Genomic DNA, 17,977 nt, shown 5'->3' on the forward strand with positions numbered 1-17,977 from the left:
CGCGGCGGCCGGCCAAAGACCAGCATTCCTCCTAGTTTCTCCTCGCTACAACTAGGACATCCCGTCCGCCGGCCACGCGAGGTGAAAATCCATGGAGCGTCACACTGGAACCGGCTTGCTCCGCAAACCGGACGTGACGTTGCCACACCGGCTCGCCAAGTCCGCGGCCGCAACCGACGGCGTCGCGACGCCGAACGCCGTGGTGGCCAAGTGGATCGAGGACCGCAACCTCGCCCACCGCCACGAGGTCCGCCGGATCGAGTTCGGCCAGCTCCGGCAGTGGGGTTTCGACCCCGGCTCCGGGAACCTGCGGCACGAAAGCGGCCGCTTCTTCGGCGTCGAGGGGCTCGAGGTCGACACCGACCACGGCCCGGTGACGCACTGGTCGCAGCCGATCATCAACCAGCCGGAAATCGGGATCCTGGGCATTCTCGTCAAGGAGATCGACGGCGTCCTGCACTGCCTGATGCAGGCGAAGTCCGAGCCGGGCAACGTCAACGGCGTCCAGGTCTCGCCGACGGTCCAGGCGACCAAGAGCAACTACACCCGCGTGCACGGCGGGCGGCCGGTCCCCTACCTCGACCACTTCCGCGACCCGGACCCGGAAACCGTGCTCGCCGACGTCCTGCAGTCGGAACAGGGTTCCTGGTTCTACCGCAAGCGCAACCGGAACATGATCGTCGAAGCCGCGGAGTTCGCCGGTGAGGACGACCTGCCCGACGACTTCCGCTGGCTCACCCTCGGCCAGCTGCACGAGCTGCTCCGGCACGACAACCTGGTGAACATGGACGCCCGCACGGTGCTGTCCTGCATGCCGGGCGGGCTCGAAGGCCACGAAGCCGACGCCGTGAGCGACCTCGCCGCGGCGATCGCGCGTTCCTCGGCCCAGCCCACCGGCAGCCTGCACACCCGCACCGAGGTGCTCAGCTGGATCACCTCGCGCCAGGCCCAGCACGTCGTGCGCACCAGCCCGCTCCCGCTGGGCGAGGTCGCGAACTGGGTCCGGACCCCGGCCGAGATCTCGCACGAGCTCGGCCTGTACTTCAGCATCATCGCCGTCGACATCACCACCAACGGGCGCGAAGTCGCGCAGTGGACCCAGCCGCTGGTCCGGCCGCACGGCGCGGGGGTGGTGGCCCTGCTGGTGAAACGCGTCGACGGGGTGCTGCACGCCCTGCTCAACGCGCGGGTCGAGCCCGGTTACCTCGACGTGGTGGAGCTGGCCCCGACCGTGCAGTGCACCCCGGACAACTACGTGGTCACGCCGGCCGCGGACCGCCCGCCGTTCCTCGACATGGTGCTGGGCAGACGCGAAGACCAAGTGCTCTTCTCCGCCCAGCTTTCCGAAGAAGGCGGCCGGTTCCACCACGCGTACAGCGACTACCAGATCATCGAGGTGCCCGAGGACTTCCCGGACGCCGGCCTGGCCGACTTCCGGTGGCTCACCCTCAACCAGCTCAACGAGCTGCTGCGGCACAGCCACTACGTCAACGTGCAGGCCCGCAGCCTGATCGCGTGCCTGCGGGGGCTGCGGTGAGCCGGGCCCTGCGGCTCGGCGCGCTGGGCTGCTCGTCGATCGCCGCGCGGCGCACGCTGCCCGCCGCGGCCGCGGTGGCGGAGCTTGCGCTGACCGCCGTCGCGGCCCGCTCGCCGGAGAAGGCCGCGGAGTTCGCCGCGCGCTTCCACGCCACCGCGACGACCTACGACGAGCTGCTGGAGCGCTCCGACGTCGACGCCGTGTACGTCTCCCTGCCGACCAGCCTGCACCACGAGTGGGCCAGGAAAGCCTTGCTGGCCGGGAAGCACGTGCTGTGCGAGAAGCCGCTCACGCTCAACCTCGAACAGGCCCAGGGCCTGGCCGCGCTCGCCACGAAGCAGAACCTGGTGCTGCGCGAGAACTTCACGTTCATCCACCACCCCCAGCACACGCGGGTGCGCGACCTGCTCGACGCCGGGCGCCTCGGCGACCTGCGGACGTTCACCGCGTCGTTCGGCATCCCGCCGCTGCCCGCCGACGACATCCGCTACCAGCCGGCGCTCGGCGGCGGGGCGCTGCTCGACGTCGGCGTCTACCCGCTGCGCGCGGCCCTCTTCCTGCTGGGCCCCGACCTCCGGGTCACCGGCGCCACCCTGCGGTTCGACGAAGGCGGCGTGGACGTCGCCGGGCATGCGCTGCTCACCTCGGCGAGCGGCGTCACCGCGTCCCTCGACTTCGGGTTCCAGCACAGCTACCGCTCGCGCTACGAGCTCTGGGGCAGCGCCGCCGCGCTCTCGCTGGACCGTGCCTTCACGCCGCCGCCGGGCCGGCAACCGGTGCTGCGCATCGAAGAACAGGACCACGTCGAGGAGATCTGGCTTCCCCCGGCGCACCAGTTCGAGCTGTCGCTGCGCTCGTTCGCCGTCGCCGCGCTGGCCGGGCGCGACGACTCCGAGGCGGCCTGGCTCGCCTCTTCCGTGGACACCGCGCGGCTCGCCGACGAGGTCTTCTCGAACGCGGCCGGGGTGGCCGACGACCGGACGGTGGCCCGCTGATGGAGATCATCGGGAACGGCTTCATCGCGCACCACACCCGGCAGCACTTCGGCGACCGGTACCCGGACGTCACCCTCATCGCGGCGGGCGTCTCGACGGTGCTCGTCGACGACGTGTCCGCGTTCCAGCGCGAGTCCACGCTCGTCTACGACGTGATCGACCGCTGCCGGGCCGCCGGCCGCACGGTGATCTTCCTGTCCACCGCCTCGACCGGCATGTACGGCGCCGACCAGTCGGTCGGCAGCGAGGGCGGCGCGGTCTTCCCGCTCACGCCCTACGGCCGGCACAAGCTGTGCCTCGAACACGTCTGCGCGCTCTCCGGGGCGCGGTGGCTCGTCCTGCGGCTGTCGCACATCGTCGGGCCGGGCCAGGCGTCGCACCAGCTGCTGCCGTCCCTGACGCGCCAGGTGCTCTCGGGCTCGGTCACGCTGCACTCCGGCGTGTCCCGGGACCTGCTCGACGTCGGCGACATGATGCGGATGATCGACTCGCTGCTCGGCCAGGGCATCCGCGACGAGGTCGTCAACGTGGCGTCGGGCCGCTCCGAAGCCATCGAGGACATCGTCGACGGGCTGGAGGAGCGCCTCGGCACGCGGGCCGAGCGCAAGCTGGTCGACATGCCGGCCAAGCGCGGCGACGTGCGGATCGAGAAGCTGCGGTCCCTGGTCACCGGCTTCGACGACTTCGGCATCGGCCCGGGCTACCTGAAGGTGCTGCTGGACCGCAACATCGACGAGCTGGCCGCGAGCGCCCGTCGTCACCTCGAGGCCGCCGCCGTGGTCGGCGCCTGACCCGTCTTCCGTCTCTTGTGGACGATCTCGCTTCTTCTTCGTGCCTGCGGCACGACGTCCGGCGCACCGTACTGGGGGCTGGGTGCACCGGACGTCGTACCTCGCAGGCGGGAGGGGGGAGTGCTCCCGCCGGGTCTTCGGTCGCGCCCGCTCAGGGCGGCGTGGCAGGGGGAGAATCCGGCTCGGCGTTCCCGGGCTCGCTCATCTGTTTTCCCCTTCCTCGGACGCACCGCCGGCGCGGTGCTCCCGTGATCAGCTAACCGGCCGCGGTCGTGGTACGGCTAGCGGAAAAGGTCGCTGCCGGTGACAACCTAAGTTGATCGGTCCTGGGATGAGTACTGCACGAACGGAGCAGCAAGCATCTCCCGAATTGCGTCTTTCGTGGTCCGGGCGGGCATTACGGTGCGGAAAAGAATCGCGTTGCTCCGAATGCCGCACCTGTACGGGAGGGCAGGCTCGGCGGCCGCCCGTACCCCATCTCCCCCGGCGGTGTTGACCACGCCCGCACCAGGTACCTAGCGTTCGGCGACCCCCACCCCGCGGACGCGTGCCGCCGCCACGCACGTCGCCGCCCTCCCCGAGGAGGCGCCATGTTGTCCAGGCGTACCTTCGTCACCGCCGGCCTCGCCGCCGCCGTGACCAGCGCGCCACTGTGGTCTGCCGTCACCGCGCCGAGAGCGCGGGCCGCGGCGGCCCTGCCGTTGACGCTGAAGAACAACTCGGGCAGCGGAACCGTCTACGCCTACATCAGCGGCGCGGACACCTCCGGCCGGCCCGGCTTCGTCACCGCCAACGGCCAGTTCCAGCGGCTGTCCAACCCGTCCTCACCGGTGACCCCGATCCCCGACTACGCCATCCCGCTGGGCGGCTCGGGGTCGCAGGTCACGGTGCTGCTGAACGACTACATCATCGGCGGCCGGGTGTGGTTCTCGGCGGACAAGAAGCTCCAGTTCTTCGTCAACCCGGGCCCCGGCCTGGTGCAGCCCGCCTTGACCGGCTCGGACCCCAACTGGCAGACGAACTGGACGTTCTGCGAGTTCACCTACAACAGCGCGAACCTCTACGCCAACATCAGCTACGTCGACATGGTGGCGCTGCCGGTGTCGATGGCGACGACGGGAGCGGCCGGGGCGCAGTCGGTCAGCCCGCTGCCGGACGGCGCGCTCGGCGCCATCGCGGACGGGCTGCGCGCCCAGCACAACACCGACGGGGCGCCGTGGGACCGGCTGGTCGTCACCGACGCGTCCGGCAAGCTGGTGCGGGTGCTCGCGCCCGGCCACTCCCCCACCGACTTCGGCGGCTACTGGACCGGCTACCTCAACGCCGTGTGGGACCACTACCGCACCACGCCGCTGACGATCAACGGCCAGGGCGCCATCGGCTCGTACACGGGCACGGTCAGCGGGGACACGATCGTGTTCGCCGGCCTGAACACCAACGGCGTCCCGTTCACCAAGCCCAGCGCGATCGACATCTTCGGCTGCGCGAGCGGGCCGCTGTACAACTCCGGCGGGGACGCGCGCGGCGCCATCGCCGCGCGTCTCGCCGCCGCGCTCAACCGCAGCAGCCTGCTGGTCTCGGGCGGGAACAACCAGCCCGACGGCGTCCCGCCTTCCCAGTACTACCGGGACCCGACGACGAACCACTACGCGCGCCTGGTCCACCAGCACGCGTCGATCGGCTACGCCTTCCCGTACGACGACGTCGGCCCGACGGGCGCCCAGCCGGTCGACGGCCACCTCCAGGACCCGGCGCCGACGTCCTGGACGGTGGCGCTCGGCCCGGGCGCGGGCGGCGGCACCGGACCCGGTCCCGGCGGCACGAGCGCTTACTCGACGATCCAAGCGGAGTCCTACAGCGCGCAGAGCGGCACGCAGAACGAAGGGTGCAGCGACACCGGCGGCGGCACCGACGTCGGCTGGATCGCGGGGGGTGACTGGCTGAAGTACAGCGGCCTCGACTTCGGGTCGAGCTCGCCGCGCCAGTTCGTGGCCCGCCTGGCCTCCGGCGCGGCGGCCGGCGTGAGCGGCGCGATCCTGGCCCGCCTGGACAGCACGTCGGGCCCGGTGCTCGCGGAGATCGACTTCGGGAACAACGGCGGCTGGCAGAACTGGCAGACGGTGCCGGCGAACATCGTCGGGTCCGCGACGGGCGTGCACGACGTCTACCTGACCTTCGGCGGCGGCTCGGCGGACTTCGTGAACATCAACTGGTTCACCTTCACGCGGTGACCGGCGGGCCGGGGGCCACGGCCCCCGGCCCGGTGGGTCAAGGAGTCCAGGGTGAGCTGACCAGCCAGCTCACGTCGTCGTTGTACGAGGTGGCGTTGTCGAACGTGTTGGCCCCGCCGTTGCTGGCGATGTACCCCACGTTGGCGTAGTGGCGGACGTACCGGTCGGCGTAGTTCGCCGACCTCAGCGAGGTGCCCTGGCCGTTGCGGCCGGCTTCGGGACAGAACGTCGCGTCCTGGGCGAACAGCGAACTCCCGTCGTTCGCGTTGAGGTACAGCTGGAAGTTCTGGTGCCGCAGGTACTGCCCGGCGGTGTTCTTGGATTCGAACGACACGCACGACGCGTTGCCGAGCCCGGCGCGCACGATCCAGGACGCATTGCCTTTCTCCGTGGTGGACGTCGCATTGGTGACCACCGCGGTGTCCACCGCGGCGCCGGTGTGGTGGATGTACCGGTCCGTGCAGCACGCCGTGGTCGCGCGCAGGGACACGGTCGAGCCGGGGGTCAGCCCGCTGCCCCCACCGCCGACGCTGTAGCCCGCCGCGGTGATGTTGGCCTGCACGGCGTTCTCGGTGGCGTCCGACGGGTAGCCGGACGTCATCACGCCCTCGTAGAAGGTGCCGCGGGCGCCGACGCTGTTGTCGCCGCCGATGCCCAGGATGATCGCGCCTTCCTTCTTCATCGGGTTGTACCCCGAGGCGTTGGGCCGGGCCCCGTTGTAGAACGTCGACACGCCGCCCGACTGCGCGTTGCCGCCCCGGATCGCCCAGTGGTTGGGCTCGCCCTTGACGATCGCCGTCAGGAACCGGTGGCTGATGGACGGGTCGTTGGCGTTGTAGCCGGGGTTGATCCCGGAGAACAGGCCGTTTTCGAGGTCGGCCATGATCCACGGGCCGTTCCCGCTGCCGTAGCCCCAGACCTTGATGTTGCCGAAGTAGATGGCCTCCATGGTGCCGTTGCCGTTGTCCCGGCTGTTGCGCTCGGCGTTGCCGTAGTCGAAGCAGCAGCCGCCGTTGAAGTGCGTGCCGTCGAAGACGGAGTACATGCCCTCCGGCTGGTCACCGGTGGCGACGCCGTTCGTGTTGTTGTTGCGGTAGCCCGTTCCGGGCGCGACGTAGACGCCGTAGGCCTTGTGGCCGCCGACGGTGATGGGAGCCGCGGTCGCGTTCGCGAGGTTGTCGTAGCCGCCGGCGGCCGGACCGTTGAACCCGCCGGGAGGCGCCTGGGTAAGCCGGTTGTTCCGGCCGCTCTGGTCGTAGATGACGGTGATGAGACAGGTGGTGCCGGCGCAGAAGGAGTCCTGGGCGGCGGCGTTCGCGACCCCGCCCGCGCTGAGCGGGCCGATGTCACGGGTGCCGTTGTCCGACGCCCGCCGGACTTGGTAGAGCGGGCCGGTGTAGGCGCCGTAGAGCGCGCGAGTGGTGCTGTGCGCGGCCACGCAGGGCGTACCTCCGCTCGCGTAGATGTCGCACGGCCCCTGCGTGGCGGCCTGCGAGGTACCGGTGGCGGCGACCAGTCCCCCGGCGAGGGTGACCACCGCGGCGGCGATCCGGGAAATCGTCCGCAAACGGCGATTCTTGGGCCGTGGAGTCATATTCGATTCCTCCGTTGCAGTGAGAACAGCTGGCAAATCTTCGAACGAAAGCAGAACCGGGCCCGCCGGAGCGCACGGACCCGGCGGCGCGTAGCTTCGACACCCGTGCGCGCACGGCGCGGCACGAGTGGTTCCGGTGAAAGAGGGTTATTTCGGGACAAAACGGGCGCCGACGCGCGCTCTTGCGCGAGGATTCCGCCACTCAGCCCGATATCGGGAAGCGGTCCGGCAATGCGGCTTCATTGGCATCTCTCCGACTTCGTCGTCGAAACCAGGCCTAATGTTAGCGCTAACATTCTGTCGTACGTTTGAATTGTGGGCGCTCACCGGCCGGGCGTCAAGAGTCAGTCGGCGGAACTTGGGCCGGCGCCCGCGCGGTGTTCGCGGGCGCCGGCCCCGCCGGTCAGCCGGAAACAGCCGGCTCCAGCATCGTTTCCAGGTTCTGCCGGGCGATCTGCCTGCGGAACTCCCCTTCGTAGGAAGCATCACCGGCGTCGTGCATCGTCTCGGTCATCCGGACCGCGGCGGCCTGACGCTCCCACGTGTGGCCGAGGCAGGTGTCGGAGTAGCTGTCGAGCAGGCTCGGATCGTCCTTCTCGACCTGGCGGACGACCGCCCGGGCCAACGTCTCGGCGCCGTGGAGGGCGAGGCTCATCCCCTCCGCGCTCATCGGGGAAATGAGGTGGGCGGCATCTCCGAGGAGGAAGAGCCGGCCGTGGCGCAGGGGACTGAAAACCACGCCGCGCAACGGCACGACCTGCTTGCTCGAGATCGGCCCCGGCGCCACGGGCTCTCCGAACCGGGTACCCAGCTCGGTCCAGACGCGCTCGTCCGGCCACTGGTCGACGGTGTCGGTCAGCGGGCACTGCAGGTAGAGCCGGCTCGCCTCCGGGCCGCGGGTGATCCGCGCCGCGAAGCCGCGGGAGTGCACCGCCAGCACGGCCGGCGGATCCGCCGGCACTCCCGCCATGACGGTCAGCCACGCGTACCCGAACTCGTGGGTGTGGCAGGTGAGCTCGTCGGCGGGAACGGCCGTCCGGCTGACGCCGTGGTAGCCGTCGGCGCCGGCGACGAAGGCACAGCCGATGACCCTTGCCGCACCCGTGGCGTCCCGATAGCGCACCACGGGACGTTCGGTGCCGAGTCCTTCCAGCGCCACGTCTTCCGCTTCGAAGCGCAGGTCGCCGCCGTCGCGGAGGAAGGCCTTGACGAGGTTCCGGACGACGACCTGCTGGGGGCAGAACGCGCCGTCGGCGTCGTCGGCGTCGTCCTCGAAGCTTTTCCACAGCCGCTTTTCCCCGTCGATGAGCAGCGGCATCCCGGCATCGCCGGAGTCGTGGCCGATGCCGCCCTCGACGACCTCGCCCAGCCCCCACGCCCGCAGCACGCGCACCCCCCGAGCGTCGAGGGACCCCGCCCGCTGGCGGGTTTCGACGTGCTCACGGCTGTGCTTCTCCAGGACCGTGCAGCCGATCCCGCTGCGCAGGAGGAAGTTCCCGAGCGCGAGACCGGCGACTCCGCCGCCCACGACGACCACGGTGGTGTTCTCGTCTGTCTTGGTCATGGGACCACAGTGGACTCGCGAACGAGTGCCGACCACCGGGATCCGGACACCGGATGACGGAAAGCCGCCACCTTGCGCCGGTCAGCCGTGCTGGTCCTGAAGGCCGGCCTGGTAGCGCCCCGGCGTCTGGCCGACGACGGCGCTGAACGCTTCGATGAAGGTCGACGGATTGGACCACCCGCACGCGACCGCGGTGTCGGTGACGGACTGCCCGTCGGTGAGGTGCACGAGGGCGTGGTGGATGCGCAGGATGGTGCGCCACCGGTGAAAACTCATCCCGAGATCGGCGTGGAACAGGCGGCTGAGGGTGCGCTCGCTCGCCCCCGCGACGCGCCCGAGCGCCGCCAGCGTCGTGGGCCGCCCGGGATCGGCCCGCAGCAGATCGGTGACGACGCGCAGCCGGTCATCGCGCGGTTCGGGCAGGTGCAGCGACTGTTGGGGCGTCTCACGGAGCTCGTCGACCACCACGGCGCGCAGTCGTTTCTCGACCTCGGGAGACCGGCCGCTCCGGCCGGTCAGGGTGAGCAGGGCCTCGCGCAGCAGCGGACTGACGGCGAAGACGCTGGGGTGCGCGACGAGGCCACCGCACTCGTCGGCCGGGATGGCCACGAGCCGGGCATCGGTCCGGCCGTAGAAGCGGTGGGAGTGGTCGAACCCGGGAGGCGTCCAGGTGACCCGGCTGGCGGGGGCCACCCAGGTCCCCCGCGCGGTGGTGGTCGCCAACGCCCCGGCGGCCGCGTAGACGAGCTGGCCATCGGGGTGGGAGTGGGTACCGAGGTGAAAGCCGTGCGGCAGCCAGCCCCCACCCCGAGGCGTCGCGCCTCCCGGTTTCGCGGGCGGCGGGGAGGACTGGCGGGATTCCGGCATGGGGCGCCAGATTACCGCTGATCTCGAGGACGCGTACCTTGCCGACCACGATTGCCGGGTCCGGCGAGCCGGGTGCGCGGCGAGTCCGCCGTCTCGATCGCCGCCGCCGCGTGGCGCAGGGCCGTCAGGTACGCCGGCAGCCGGTTCGGCGCGTACCGGAACTCCGGGACACCCAGGGAAACCGCGGAACGCGCGTGGTCCTCGGTTCCACCCACCGCCACGCCCAGCGCGACGAACCCGGACCTGGTCTCGGTGACGTTGGTGCCGAACCCCTTGGCCCGCACGTCGTCCAGGGTCCGGCGCAGGCTCCGGGGGTCCGCGGCCAGCCGTGATCCGCTGTGGAGCGCGATGACGTCTTCGTCGCTCATGGTGGCGAGCATGGCGCGGCCGCCGGAGACCATGTGAGCGGGCAGGACCAGGCCGGTCCGGTCACCGACGCGAACGGCCTGCCGGGACTCGACCGTGGCGATGAAGTGCACGTCGCGGCCGCGCAGCACCTGCAGGAACACCGTTTCGCCCGTCTTTTCCGCGAGGTCCTTCATCGCGGGCGCCGCCGAGGCCCGCAGCCGGCTCAGCGGGTCGCCGCCCGGACGCCGCACCGGCAGGCGGTGGCCCGCGCGGTATTCACGGGTTACCCCTTGCTCGGCGAAGTCCCGGTGCACGAGCGCGCTCAGCACCCGGTGCGCGCTCGAGCGGCCGATCCCCAGCAGCTGCGCGACGTCGCCGACCGTCACCGTCGCGCCGGTCTGCAGCGTCGCGAGCACCTGCAGCGCGTGATCCACCGATTTCAGCGGATAGTTCGGCGCGCGTCCCATTCGCTTCACCTCCGAACTTCGCCGGCTCCCATCATAACTGGTCAGCGCCTTGCCGTTCTGCAATGCGGAACGCGGGCCGCCCCCGGGCCCCGGCGAGGCACGGTTCCCGGCAGGACTTCCGGCACCGGACGAGGAGGAGCGTTGCAGCTGCTGCACACGACGGAGGGTGACTCGATCGCCCTGCCCGGCGAGACGATCGAGGTCGACCGGTCGGTGGACGTCGCCGTCGCGGGCGGTGGTCCGGCCGGGTTCTGCGCGGCCGTCGCCGCGGCCCGGTCGGGGGCCCGGACCGTGCTCGTCGAGCAGGCGCCGTTCCTCGGCGGCACGGCGACCGGCGCGATGGTCGCCAGCTTCATGGGCTTCTACTGGCGGGACGTGCGGGTCGGCGGCGGCATCGGCCACGAGATCACCGAGCGCCTCGTCGAAGCCGGGGGTGCGAAGGCGTTCACCCCGTACGTCCTCGCCGAGGCGAGCCGGAACCCGGTCAAGGTGCGGACCTTCCCGTTCGACCCGGAGGTGCTCAAGTTCGTCCTCGACGACGTGTTCGCCGAAAGCGGCGCCGGGCTGCGGCTGCACACCCAGGTGGTCGACCCGCTCCGGGAGGGCGCCACGGTCCGCGGAGTCGTCACGCAGGACCAGTACGCCCGCCGCGCGATCCGGGCGAAGGTGGTGGTCGACGCCACCGCGAACGCGGTCGTCGGCCGCCGGGCGGGGTGCCGGACGCAGAACCGGGTCGAGGACCGGCGGGACCGCCAGCCGATGACGCTCATGGCGAGGCTGTCGAACGTCGACGTCGCCCGCTTCCGTGCCCTGCCGCGCGAGGAGAAGCGGCGGCTCGCGGTGGCCGGCGTGGCGGCCGGCGCACTCAAGCAGGAGCTGCTTTCCCTGGTCAGCTCGCCTGAAGGATCCGACGCGTTCGTCCTGATGACCCGGGTGACCGGGCTCGACGGCTCCGACAGCCGGGACCTCACCGCCGCCGAGCGGATCGGGCGCACGCAGATCCGGGCGGTCGTCGAGTTCCTGCGGACCTCCGTACCGGGGTTCGAACGGTCGTACCTCGCCGCCCTGGCGCCCTGGATCGGCGTGCGCGAGACCTGGCGGGTCGAGGGCGAGTACACGCTGACCGAGGACGATGTCCTCGAAGGGCGCCAGTTCGCCGACGCGATCGCCCAGGCCGGTGGCCCCCTGGACGTGCACGACACCACGGGGACCGGACTGGTTCTCCTCGAACCGCCCGCGCCGTTCTCGGTCCCGTACCGGTGTCTCGTCCCGCGCGGGACCGAGGGCCTGCTGGTGGCGGGCCGGTGCCTGTCCGCCACCGGGCGCGCGATGGGCGCCACCCGGCACATGGGCACGGCGATGGCGACGGGGCAGGCGGCGGGCACCGCCGCGGCCATCGCGGCCGGCGAGGACGTCGGCACCCGCGACGTTCCGGTCGAGGAGCTGCGCCGTGCGCTGCGCGACGCGGGCGCCATCGTCGATTCCCCGCGCCCCTGACCTTTCCCGCTCTGTCCCGTAACCCGACGTCGAAGGCGGTCACCGTTGACCCACACCTCACCGGCTCTGCACCCGGAAACGACCTCGCGAGCCAGACGCCGAGCCGTGGCGGCGAACCTCATCGGCACCGTGCTGGAGTGGTACGACTTCTACATCTACGGCACGGCCACCGCGCTCGTGTTCGCCCCGCTGTTCTTCCCGGCCGCGAGCGCCGCCGCCGGCACGCTGGCGGCCCTCGCCACCTACGCGGTCGGCTTCGTCTTCCGGCCCGTGGCGGGCATGCTGCTCGCGCGCTGGGGCGACACGATCGGACGCAAACGCCTGCTCGTCCTCTGCCTCGTGCTGATGGGCGCCTCGACCGGCGCCATCGGGCTGCTCCCGACCCACGCCCAGGCCGGCCTGGCCGCCCCGGTCCTCCTGGTGGTCCTGCGGCTGGTGCAGAGCCTGGGCGCCGGCGCCGAATACGGCACCTCGGTGACGATGACCTCGGAGTACTCGGCCGCCGGACGGCGCGGGCTGTACGCGACCGTGCCGGCCCTCGGTGTCGGCCTGGGGATCATGCTCGGCACCGGTGTCTTCTCGCTCCTGTCCCTGCTCCCGCGCGAGTCCTTTTCGGACTGGGGGTGGCGGCTGCCGTTCCTCTTCGGGTTCTGCCTCGTGTTCGTCGGGCTCTACCTCCGGCTGCGCGTGGCGGAGTCGCCGGAGTTCGAACGGCTGCGGGAATCCGGGACGCTGGCGGCGAGCCCGCTGCGGGAACTCCTCCGCTCCGGCCGCAAGCACCTGGTCCTGGCGTCCCTCGCCCGATCGACCGAGTCCGTCTGCGCCCAGCTGTTCAACGTCTTCGCGATCTCCTACTGCACCGCGCAGCTCGGGATGAGCGCCGGGCCGGCCCTGACCGGGGTCCTGGTGGCGAACGCCGTCGGGCTCGCGGTGATCCCGCTGAGCGGGCACCTGGCCGATCGCGTGGGCCGCCGTCCGGTGTTCCTCTTCGGACTGCTGTTCGTCGCCGCGTTCGCGTTCCCGTTCTTCTGGTTGCTGGAAACGCGGAATCCGCTGCTCGTCATCGTCGCATTGGTGCTCGCCTACGGGCTCGGCGTCAAGGTCATCCTCGCGGTGTCCGGCGCGTACCTCGCCGAGATGTTCGAGCCGCGCGTCCGGAATTCCGGCGTCACCATCGCCCGCTCGCTCTCCGACCCGCTCGGCGGGTTCACCCCGTTGATCGCGTCGGCCCTGTGCGCGGCGACCGGTTCCTACTGGGCGATCGGAGCCCTGCTCGTCGTCCTCGCCCTCACCTCGGCGGGAGCCGTCCTGGCGAGCCCGGAAACCGTTGAGCCATCACCGAAAGGTGTGTCATCGTGAACCTCCCTGCTGGAATCGAGGACCTGCGCGTCGTGGTCGTCGGCGCCGGGAACGGCATCGGCGCCGGAGTCGCCGAACTGCTGCTGGCCTCGGGCGCGGTCGTCGTCGGCAGCGACCTGCCGTCGGTCAGGCCGCCGCTGCCCGGTCTGGCCGGCTGGTTGCCCGTCGACCTCACCGCTCCCCCGAGCGTGCGGGAGATGGTCGGCAGCGCGACGCGCACCCTGGGCCGGCTCGACGGCGTCGTCAACTGCGCCGGCATCCTCGGCGACCCCGCCCCCGCGGCCGAGGAGCCGATCGAGCACTTCGAGCACGTGGTGCGCGTCAACCTCACCGGGGCGTTCGCGCTGTCCCAGGCGGTGCTCCCGGTGATGGCCGCCGCCGGGTACGGCCGCCTCCTGCACATCGCCTCGATGGCGGGCAAGGACGGCAACGCCGGGATGACCGGGTACTCCGCCTCGAAGGCCGGGCTCATGGGCATGGTCAAGGCCCTCGGCAAGGAGTACGCGACCACCGGCGTCACGGTGAACGCGGTCGCGCCGACCATGGTCGAGACGACCCTGATCCGGGGAATGTCCGACGAGCAGGTGGCCCGGCTCCGGACCCTCATCCCGATGGGCAGGCTCGGCACGGTGGCCGAGGTCGCCGCGCTCGTGCGGTGGGCCATCTCCCCGGCCGCGTCGTTCACCACGGGGTTCACCTACGACCTCTCGGGCGGGCGGGCGACGTACTGATGACCGGCTGGGACCACGAAACCGACCTGCTGGTGCTCGGAGCCGGTGCGGCCGGGCTCACCGCCGCCCTCGTCGCGGCGGGCGAAGGCCTGTCCACTCTCGTCGCCGAGAAGTCGGAGTGGGTGGGCGGCACCACGGCCCGCTCGGCGGGCACGGTGTGGGTCCCGGGGCACCGGCAGCTGGCCGATCCGCGAGCGGACCTCGCCGAGGCGGCCCGCTACCTCGACGCGCTCGTCGGCGACCGCGGCCGCCGCGACCTGCGCACCGCGTACCTCCGGCACGCACCCGAAGCCCTGGACCACCTGCGGCAGCTGGGAATCGGCTTCCGGCACACGGCCGGCGCCGCCGACTACCACCCCGAGGTGCCCGGGGCGGGCGTCGGCCGGGCTCTCGAACCGGAGCCCTTCGACGGACGGCGGCTCGGCCGCCGGGCCTTCGACCGGATCCGCCGGCCGGTGCGGGAGTTCACGCTGCTGGGCGGAACCTTGATGCTGCGCCGGGCCGAAGCCGACCGGCTGGCGGCCGTGTTCGCCGGGGACACCGTCCGGGCCGTGGCGACGGCGATCCGCCTCGGCCTGCGCTGGCTGCTCGACCGCGCGGGCGGCTACCCCCGCGGCACCCGGTTGACCATGGGCAACGCGCTCGTCGCGGCACTCTACGAGCGCTTGCGGGCGACGTCGGCGGACGTGTGGTTCACCGCCCACGCGGACGAGCTGATCGCCGACGAGCGCGGCCGGGTCGAGGGAGCGGTGGTGCACCGGCGGGGCACGGTCAGCCGGGTCCGCGCCCGGCGCGGCGTCGTCCTGACCTGTGGTGGCTTCGCCGCGAACCCGGCGCTGCGAGCCGAATACCTGCCGGCACCCGTCGCCCAGTTCACGCCGGCCGTGCCGGAAGCCACCGGAGACGGCCTGCGCCTGGCCCAAGCGGCAGGCGGGGCACTCGGCGCGCCTCAAGACGACAACGCGATGTGGTTCCCCGGTTCCCTCGGCCGGCGACGCGACGGCAGCACAGCGGTCTTCCCGCACATCTGGGACCGGGCCCAGCCCGGCGTCGTGGCCGTCGACCGAGGGGGACGCCGGTTCGTCGACGAGTCGGTGTCCTACCACCGCTTCGTCCGCGCCATGTACGCCGCCACGCCGGGCCCGGCGGTCCCGGCGTGGCTGGTCACCGACGCGGCCGCGCTGCGCAAGCACGGGCTGGGCATGGTCCGGCCGTACCTGCCGGGAGCCGCCCTGCGGCGCCACCTCGACGACGGTTACCTGCGGTCCGGCCGCACCGTGGGCGAGCTGGCCGCGGCGATCGGCGTCGATCCCGAGGCCCTTGAGCACACCGTGTCGGCGCGCGAAACCCGCGGCCGGCCGCCGTTCTACGCCGTCGCCGTCTTCCCGACGCCCTTGGCGACCACGCTCGGCGTGCGGACCGACTCCGGCGCCCGTGTCCTCACCAGGACCGGCGAACCGGTGGCGGGCCTGTACGCCTGCGGCGACGACGCGCACTCGATCACCGCGTCGGAGTACCCGGGACCCGGGTGCCGGATCGGCGCGGCCGTGACGTTCGGCTACCTCGCTGCCCGGCACGCGGCGCAGGATGTCCGGGAAGGGAACCGGCGTTGACCGCCGCGCCGCCGAGCCGGCGCACGATCCTCGGGAGCGCACTGATGGCCGGATTCGGGACACCGCCGGGTCACGGAAAGACAGCCGGGACGGATTTCGTCCTCGTGCACGGCGCGTGGCACAGCGGCGCCGCCTGGGCCGACGTGAGCTTCGAGCTGGCGGCGGCGGAGGCGCGTGTCTGCGCGCCCGACCTGCCGGGCGCGGGACCGAACGCCCGCTTCCCGAAGTCGTACCTGACCGCCGGGCAGCCGGGGCTCACGACCGAGGCCTCACCGCTGCGGGACCTCACGCTGGACGACACCGCCGACGCCGTCGTGGCAGCGCTGCGACGGCTGCGCGGTGCCCGGCGCCGGGTCGTCCTGGTCGCGCACAGCCTCGGCGGGCTCACGGTGACGCGGGCCGCCGAGAAGGCACCCGAACTGGTTGACCACCTCGTCTACGTCGCGGCCCTGGTACCCACGCTGCTGGGATCGGCGGCCGGCTACCTCCGCCTGCCCGAGGCCGGCCCCCGCTACCCGGGCCTCTACGTCGGCGACCCGGCGGCGATCGGGGCGACCCGGATCAACTTCCGCAGCACCGACGCCGCCTACCGCGACCTGCTGCACCGCACCTTCTACGGCGACGTCGACCAGGAGCGCTTCCTGGCGTTCGCCCACGGTCTCGTCCCGGACAACCCCACCGCCATCGCCGCGGCCGAGGTCGGCGCGACCCGGGAACGCTGGGGCTCGGTCCCGCGCTCGTACGTGCTCACGACCCAGGACCGGGTCGTCACCCCCGCACTGCAGCGCAGGATGATCGACGACGCCGACCGGTTCGCCCCGGCCCACCGCTTCCGGGTCGCCTCGCTCGAGAGCAGCCACTCCCCCTTCGCTTCACGGCCGCAGGAACTGGCGAGACTGATCCGGAGGCTCTCGACGTGACACCTGCACCGACATCGGCGAGACGGTCGCGCGGCCGGCACGAGCAGCACCCGCGGGTCGACGCGCAGCAGCTCGCTGCCCACCCTCGCCGCTCGAACGGAGCACGCACCAGCGTCAAGTCCGCGACGCCCCGGCGAATCCCCTCGAGCTGCTCGGACCGGTCGACGACGCGGGCTCCACCAAGGTGGTGTCGGCCCCGGGCTCCGCGTGGACCTGTACGAGCCGCATCAGCGTGCCCACGTCGCATCCCCGGCGGTGACCCGTGGCCCGCCGGCTGCCCGGCGCGCCCCCGTGAACGCCGCGGACACGCTGAAGGGCACCTTCAGCCGCCCGGGCGCTGTCAACGGATCTCTGACGCTTTCCCTTGTCCCACCGGCGGTTCCGGGCTACTTGGCGGCTTCGGTGATGACGTGCTGGATGGCCTGCACGGCGATGTCGGGCTGCTTGACGTAGATGTAGTGGTCGCTCTCGGCCGCGGTCACCGGCTCGCTGCGGCTGGACAGCTCCAGCCACTTCTCCTGCCCGTCGGTCCACGCCTTCTCCAGCGCGGGCCCGTACTCGGGCAGCTCGGCAAGGTAGGGCTGCCCGTGCCGGATCACCGTCACCGGGATGTCCCCGGCGTAGCCGACCTCCCCGTCCTGCATGACCAGCTTCTCCGGGTTCTCGCCGCCGTACACCGCGAGGCTCTGCCCACGCAGCTCGGCCACCTGCCCGGTCGCCGACTCCGGGATCGAAGCCTTGGTGTCGGCGAGGATCGTCGACGGGGTGGCGTCCATCAGCACCAGGCCCGCGACCCGGTCCTGGTGGGCCGGGGTGTAGCGGGCGGCGATCAGCCCACCCAGGGAATGCCCGGCCAGCACGACCTTCCGGTGCCCGGCGACGCGGTCGAGCACGCCGGTCAGGATCTTGCCGGCGCTGTCGAAGCTCTGCGGGCCCTCCGGCTGGTCGCTGGCGCCTTCGCCGGGCCGGTCGTAGGAACAGACCCGGCCCTTCTCACTCAGCGTCTTCTGGAACGCGGCCAGCTTGTCCAGGCCGTCACCCATTCCGGCGAGCAGCACGACGACCGGCCGGCCGTCGACCGCCGTACCCGAGCACGACACGTTCACCGACCGGCCCTCGACGGTGATCTTGGCCGTGCCCGAAATCGGGGCCGGGTCCCCGGCCGCCGCCGGCGTCGAGGCGCCGTCGTCCGGCTCGGCGCCCTCGTCGCACCCGGCGAGCACCGGTGCGGCCGCGGCGCAGAACAGGGCGGCGACGGCGGTGGCCTTGACATTGCGAAACATCAGTACTCCACGGTTTCCTCGGGCGACCTCGGCCGATCCGGCCTCCGCGGTCCGGTGACCGCGTGTCCCGAACGCTAGGGGTCCGGCAGCACCGAGATCGTCACCCCAGGGTGGACATTCGCGCGTAGCTCGCACGGGGGACAGAGGCCCTGAACTGCGAAAAGAAGCTATTCGCTGGGG

General features: G+C 71.9%; 14 protein-coding genes. 9 read left to right on the top strand and 5 right to left on the bottom strand.

The annotated features are described in order from the left end of the window. Positions 1–91 precede the first annotated feature (91 nt). The 4 genes from ACZ4TR_RS16395 to ACZ4TR_RS16410 all read left to right on the top strand — a co-directional run bounded on the left by ACZ4TR_RS16395 (position 92) and on the right by ACZ4TR_RS16410 (position 5,554). On the top strand, positions 92–1,537 hold the full coding sequence (locus ACZ4TR_RS16395) for an NDP-hexose 2,3-dehydratase family protein (protein WP_465287786.1): 1,446 nt from the start codon (positions 92–94) through the stop codon (positions 1,535–1,537). Then, positions 1,516–2,532, top strand: coding sequence for a Gfo/Idh/MocA family protein (locus ACZ4TR_RS16400; protein WP_465287787.1), 1,017 nt, complete (start codon positions 1,516–1,518; stop codon positions 2,530–2,532). The genes ACZ4TR_RS16395 and ACZ4TR_RS16400 overlap by 22 nt, the downstream gene beginning before the upstream one ends. Next, a complete protein-coding gene (locus ACZ4TR_RS16405) occupies positions 2,532–3,323 on the top strand; it encodes an NAD-dependent epimerase/dehydratase family protein (protein ID WP_465287788.1) in 792 nt (263 codons plus the stop codon). Before ACZ4TR_RS16400 ends, ACZ4TR_RS16405 begins: the two co-directional genes overlap by 1 nt. A 590-nt stretch (positions 3,324–3,913) precedes the next feature. Beyond that, positions 3,914–5,554: a beta-1,3-glucanase family protein gene (locus tag ACZ4TR_RS16410; protein WP_465287789.1), complete on the top strand. Its 1,641-nt coding sequence runs from the start codon at positions 3,914–3,916 to the stop codon at positions 5,552–5,554. A 37-nt stretch (positions 5,555–5,591) separates the two neighbouring features. On the opposite strand, the gene ACZ4TR_RS16415 is transcribed toward ACZ4TR_RS16410, so the two are convergent. The 4 genes from ACZ4TR_RS16415 to ACZ4TR_RS16430 form a co-directional block, all read right to left on the bottom strand. Next, the gene (locus ACZ4TR_RS16415) at positions 5,592–7,148 is read right to left on the bottom strand and encodes an alpha-L-arabinofuranosidase B (RefSeq protein ID WP_465287790.1); all 1,557 of its coding nucleotides are present in this window, start codon (positions 7,146–7,148) and stop codon (positions 5,592–5,594) included. A gap of 403 nt (positions 7,149–7,551) precedes the next feature. Continuing rightward, complete coding sequence (locus ACZ4TR_RS16420; protein WP_465287791.1) at positions 7,552–8,712, bottom strand: 4-hydroxybenzoate 3-monooxygenase; 1,161 nt, start codon at positions 8,710–8,712, stop codon at positions 7,552–7,554. A gap of 81 nt (positions 8,713–8,793) precedes the next feature. Beyond that, complete coding sequence (locus ACZ4TR_RS16425) at positions 8,794–9,579, bottom strand: helix-turn-helix domain-containing protein (RefSeq protein WP_465287792.1); 786 nt, start codon at positions 9,577–9,579, stop codon at positions 8,794–8,796. Positions 9,580–9,590: 11 nt separating this feature from the next. Beyond that, entirely contained in the window at positions 9,591–10,394 is an 804-nt protein-coding gene (locus tag ACZ4TR_RS16430; RefSeq protein ID WP_465287793.1) for an IclR family transcriptional regulator, read from the bottom strand. Between the two features lie 141 nt (positions 10,395–10,535). Between ACZ4TR_RS16430 and ACZ4TR_RS16435 the strand changes: the two genes are divergently transcribed. The 5 genes from ACZ4TR_RS16435 (at position 10,536) to ACZ4TR_RS16455 (ending at position 16,514) form a co-directional block, all read left to right on the top strand. Further along, entirely contained in the window at positions 10,536–11,891 is a 1,356-nt protein-coding gene (locus tag ACZ4TR_RS16435) for an FAD-dependent oxidoreductase (RefSeq protein WP_465287794.1), read from the top strand. A 105-nt stretch (positions 11,892–11,996) separates the two neighbouring features. After that, on the top strand, positions 11,997–13,250 hold the full coding sequence (locus ACZ4TR_RS16440) for an MFS transporter (protein WP_465287795.1): 1,254 nt from the start codon (positions 11,997–11,999) through the stop codon (positions 13,248–13,250). Next, on the top strand, positions 13,247–13,981 hold the full coding sequence (locus tag ACZ4TR_RS16445) for an SDR family NAD(P)-dependent oxidoreductase (RefSeq protein ID WP_465287796.1): 735 nt from the start codon (positions 13,247–13,249) through the stop codon (positions 13,979–13,981). The genes ACZ4TR_RS16440 and ACZ4TR_RS16445 overlap by 4 nt, the downstream gene beginning before the upstream one ends. Further along, on the top strand, positions 13,981–15,594 hold the full coding sequence (locus tag ACZ4TR_RS16450) for an FAD-dependent oxidoreductase (protein WP_465287797.1): 1,614 nt from the start codon (positions 13,981–13,983) through the stop codon (positions 15,592–15,594). The genes ACZ4TR_RS16445 and ACZ4TR_RS16450 overlap by 1 nt, the downstream gene beginning before the upstream one ends. Further along, complete coding sequence (locus ACZ4TR_RS16455) at positions 15,591–16,514, top strand: alpha/beta fold hydrolase (RefSeq protein WP_465287798.1); 924 nt, start codon at positions 15,591–15,593, stop codon at positions 16,512–16,514. The genes ACZ4TR_RS16450 and ACZ4TR_RS16455 overlap by 4 nt, the downstream gene beginning before the upstream one ends. 386 nt (positions 16,515–16,900) lie before the next feature. Here the strand turns inward: ACZ4TR_RS16455 and ACZ4TR_RS16460 are convergent, their stop codons facing one another. Then, positions 16,901–17,797 carry an alpha/beta fold hydrolase gene (locus ACZ4TR_RS16460; protein WP_465287799.1) on the bottom strand — a complete coding sequence of 299 codons (897 nt, stop codon included), beginning with the start codon at positions 17,795–17,797 and terminating at the stop codon, positions 16,901–16,903. Between the last annotated feature and the right edge of the window lie 180 nt (positions 17,798–17,977).

The organism is Amycolatopsis sp. NPDC028719 (assembly GCF_055565395.1).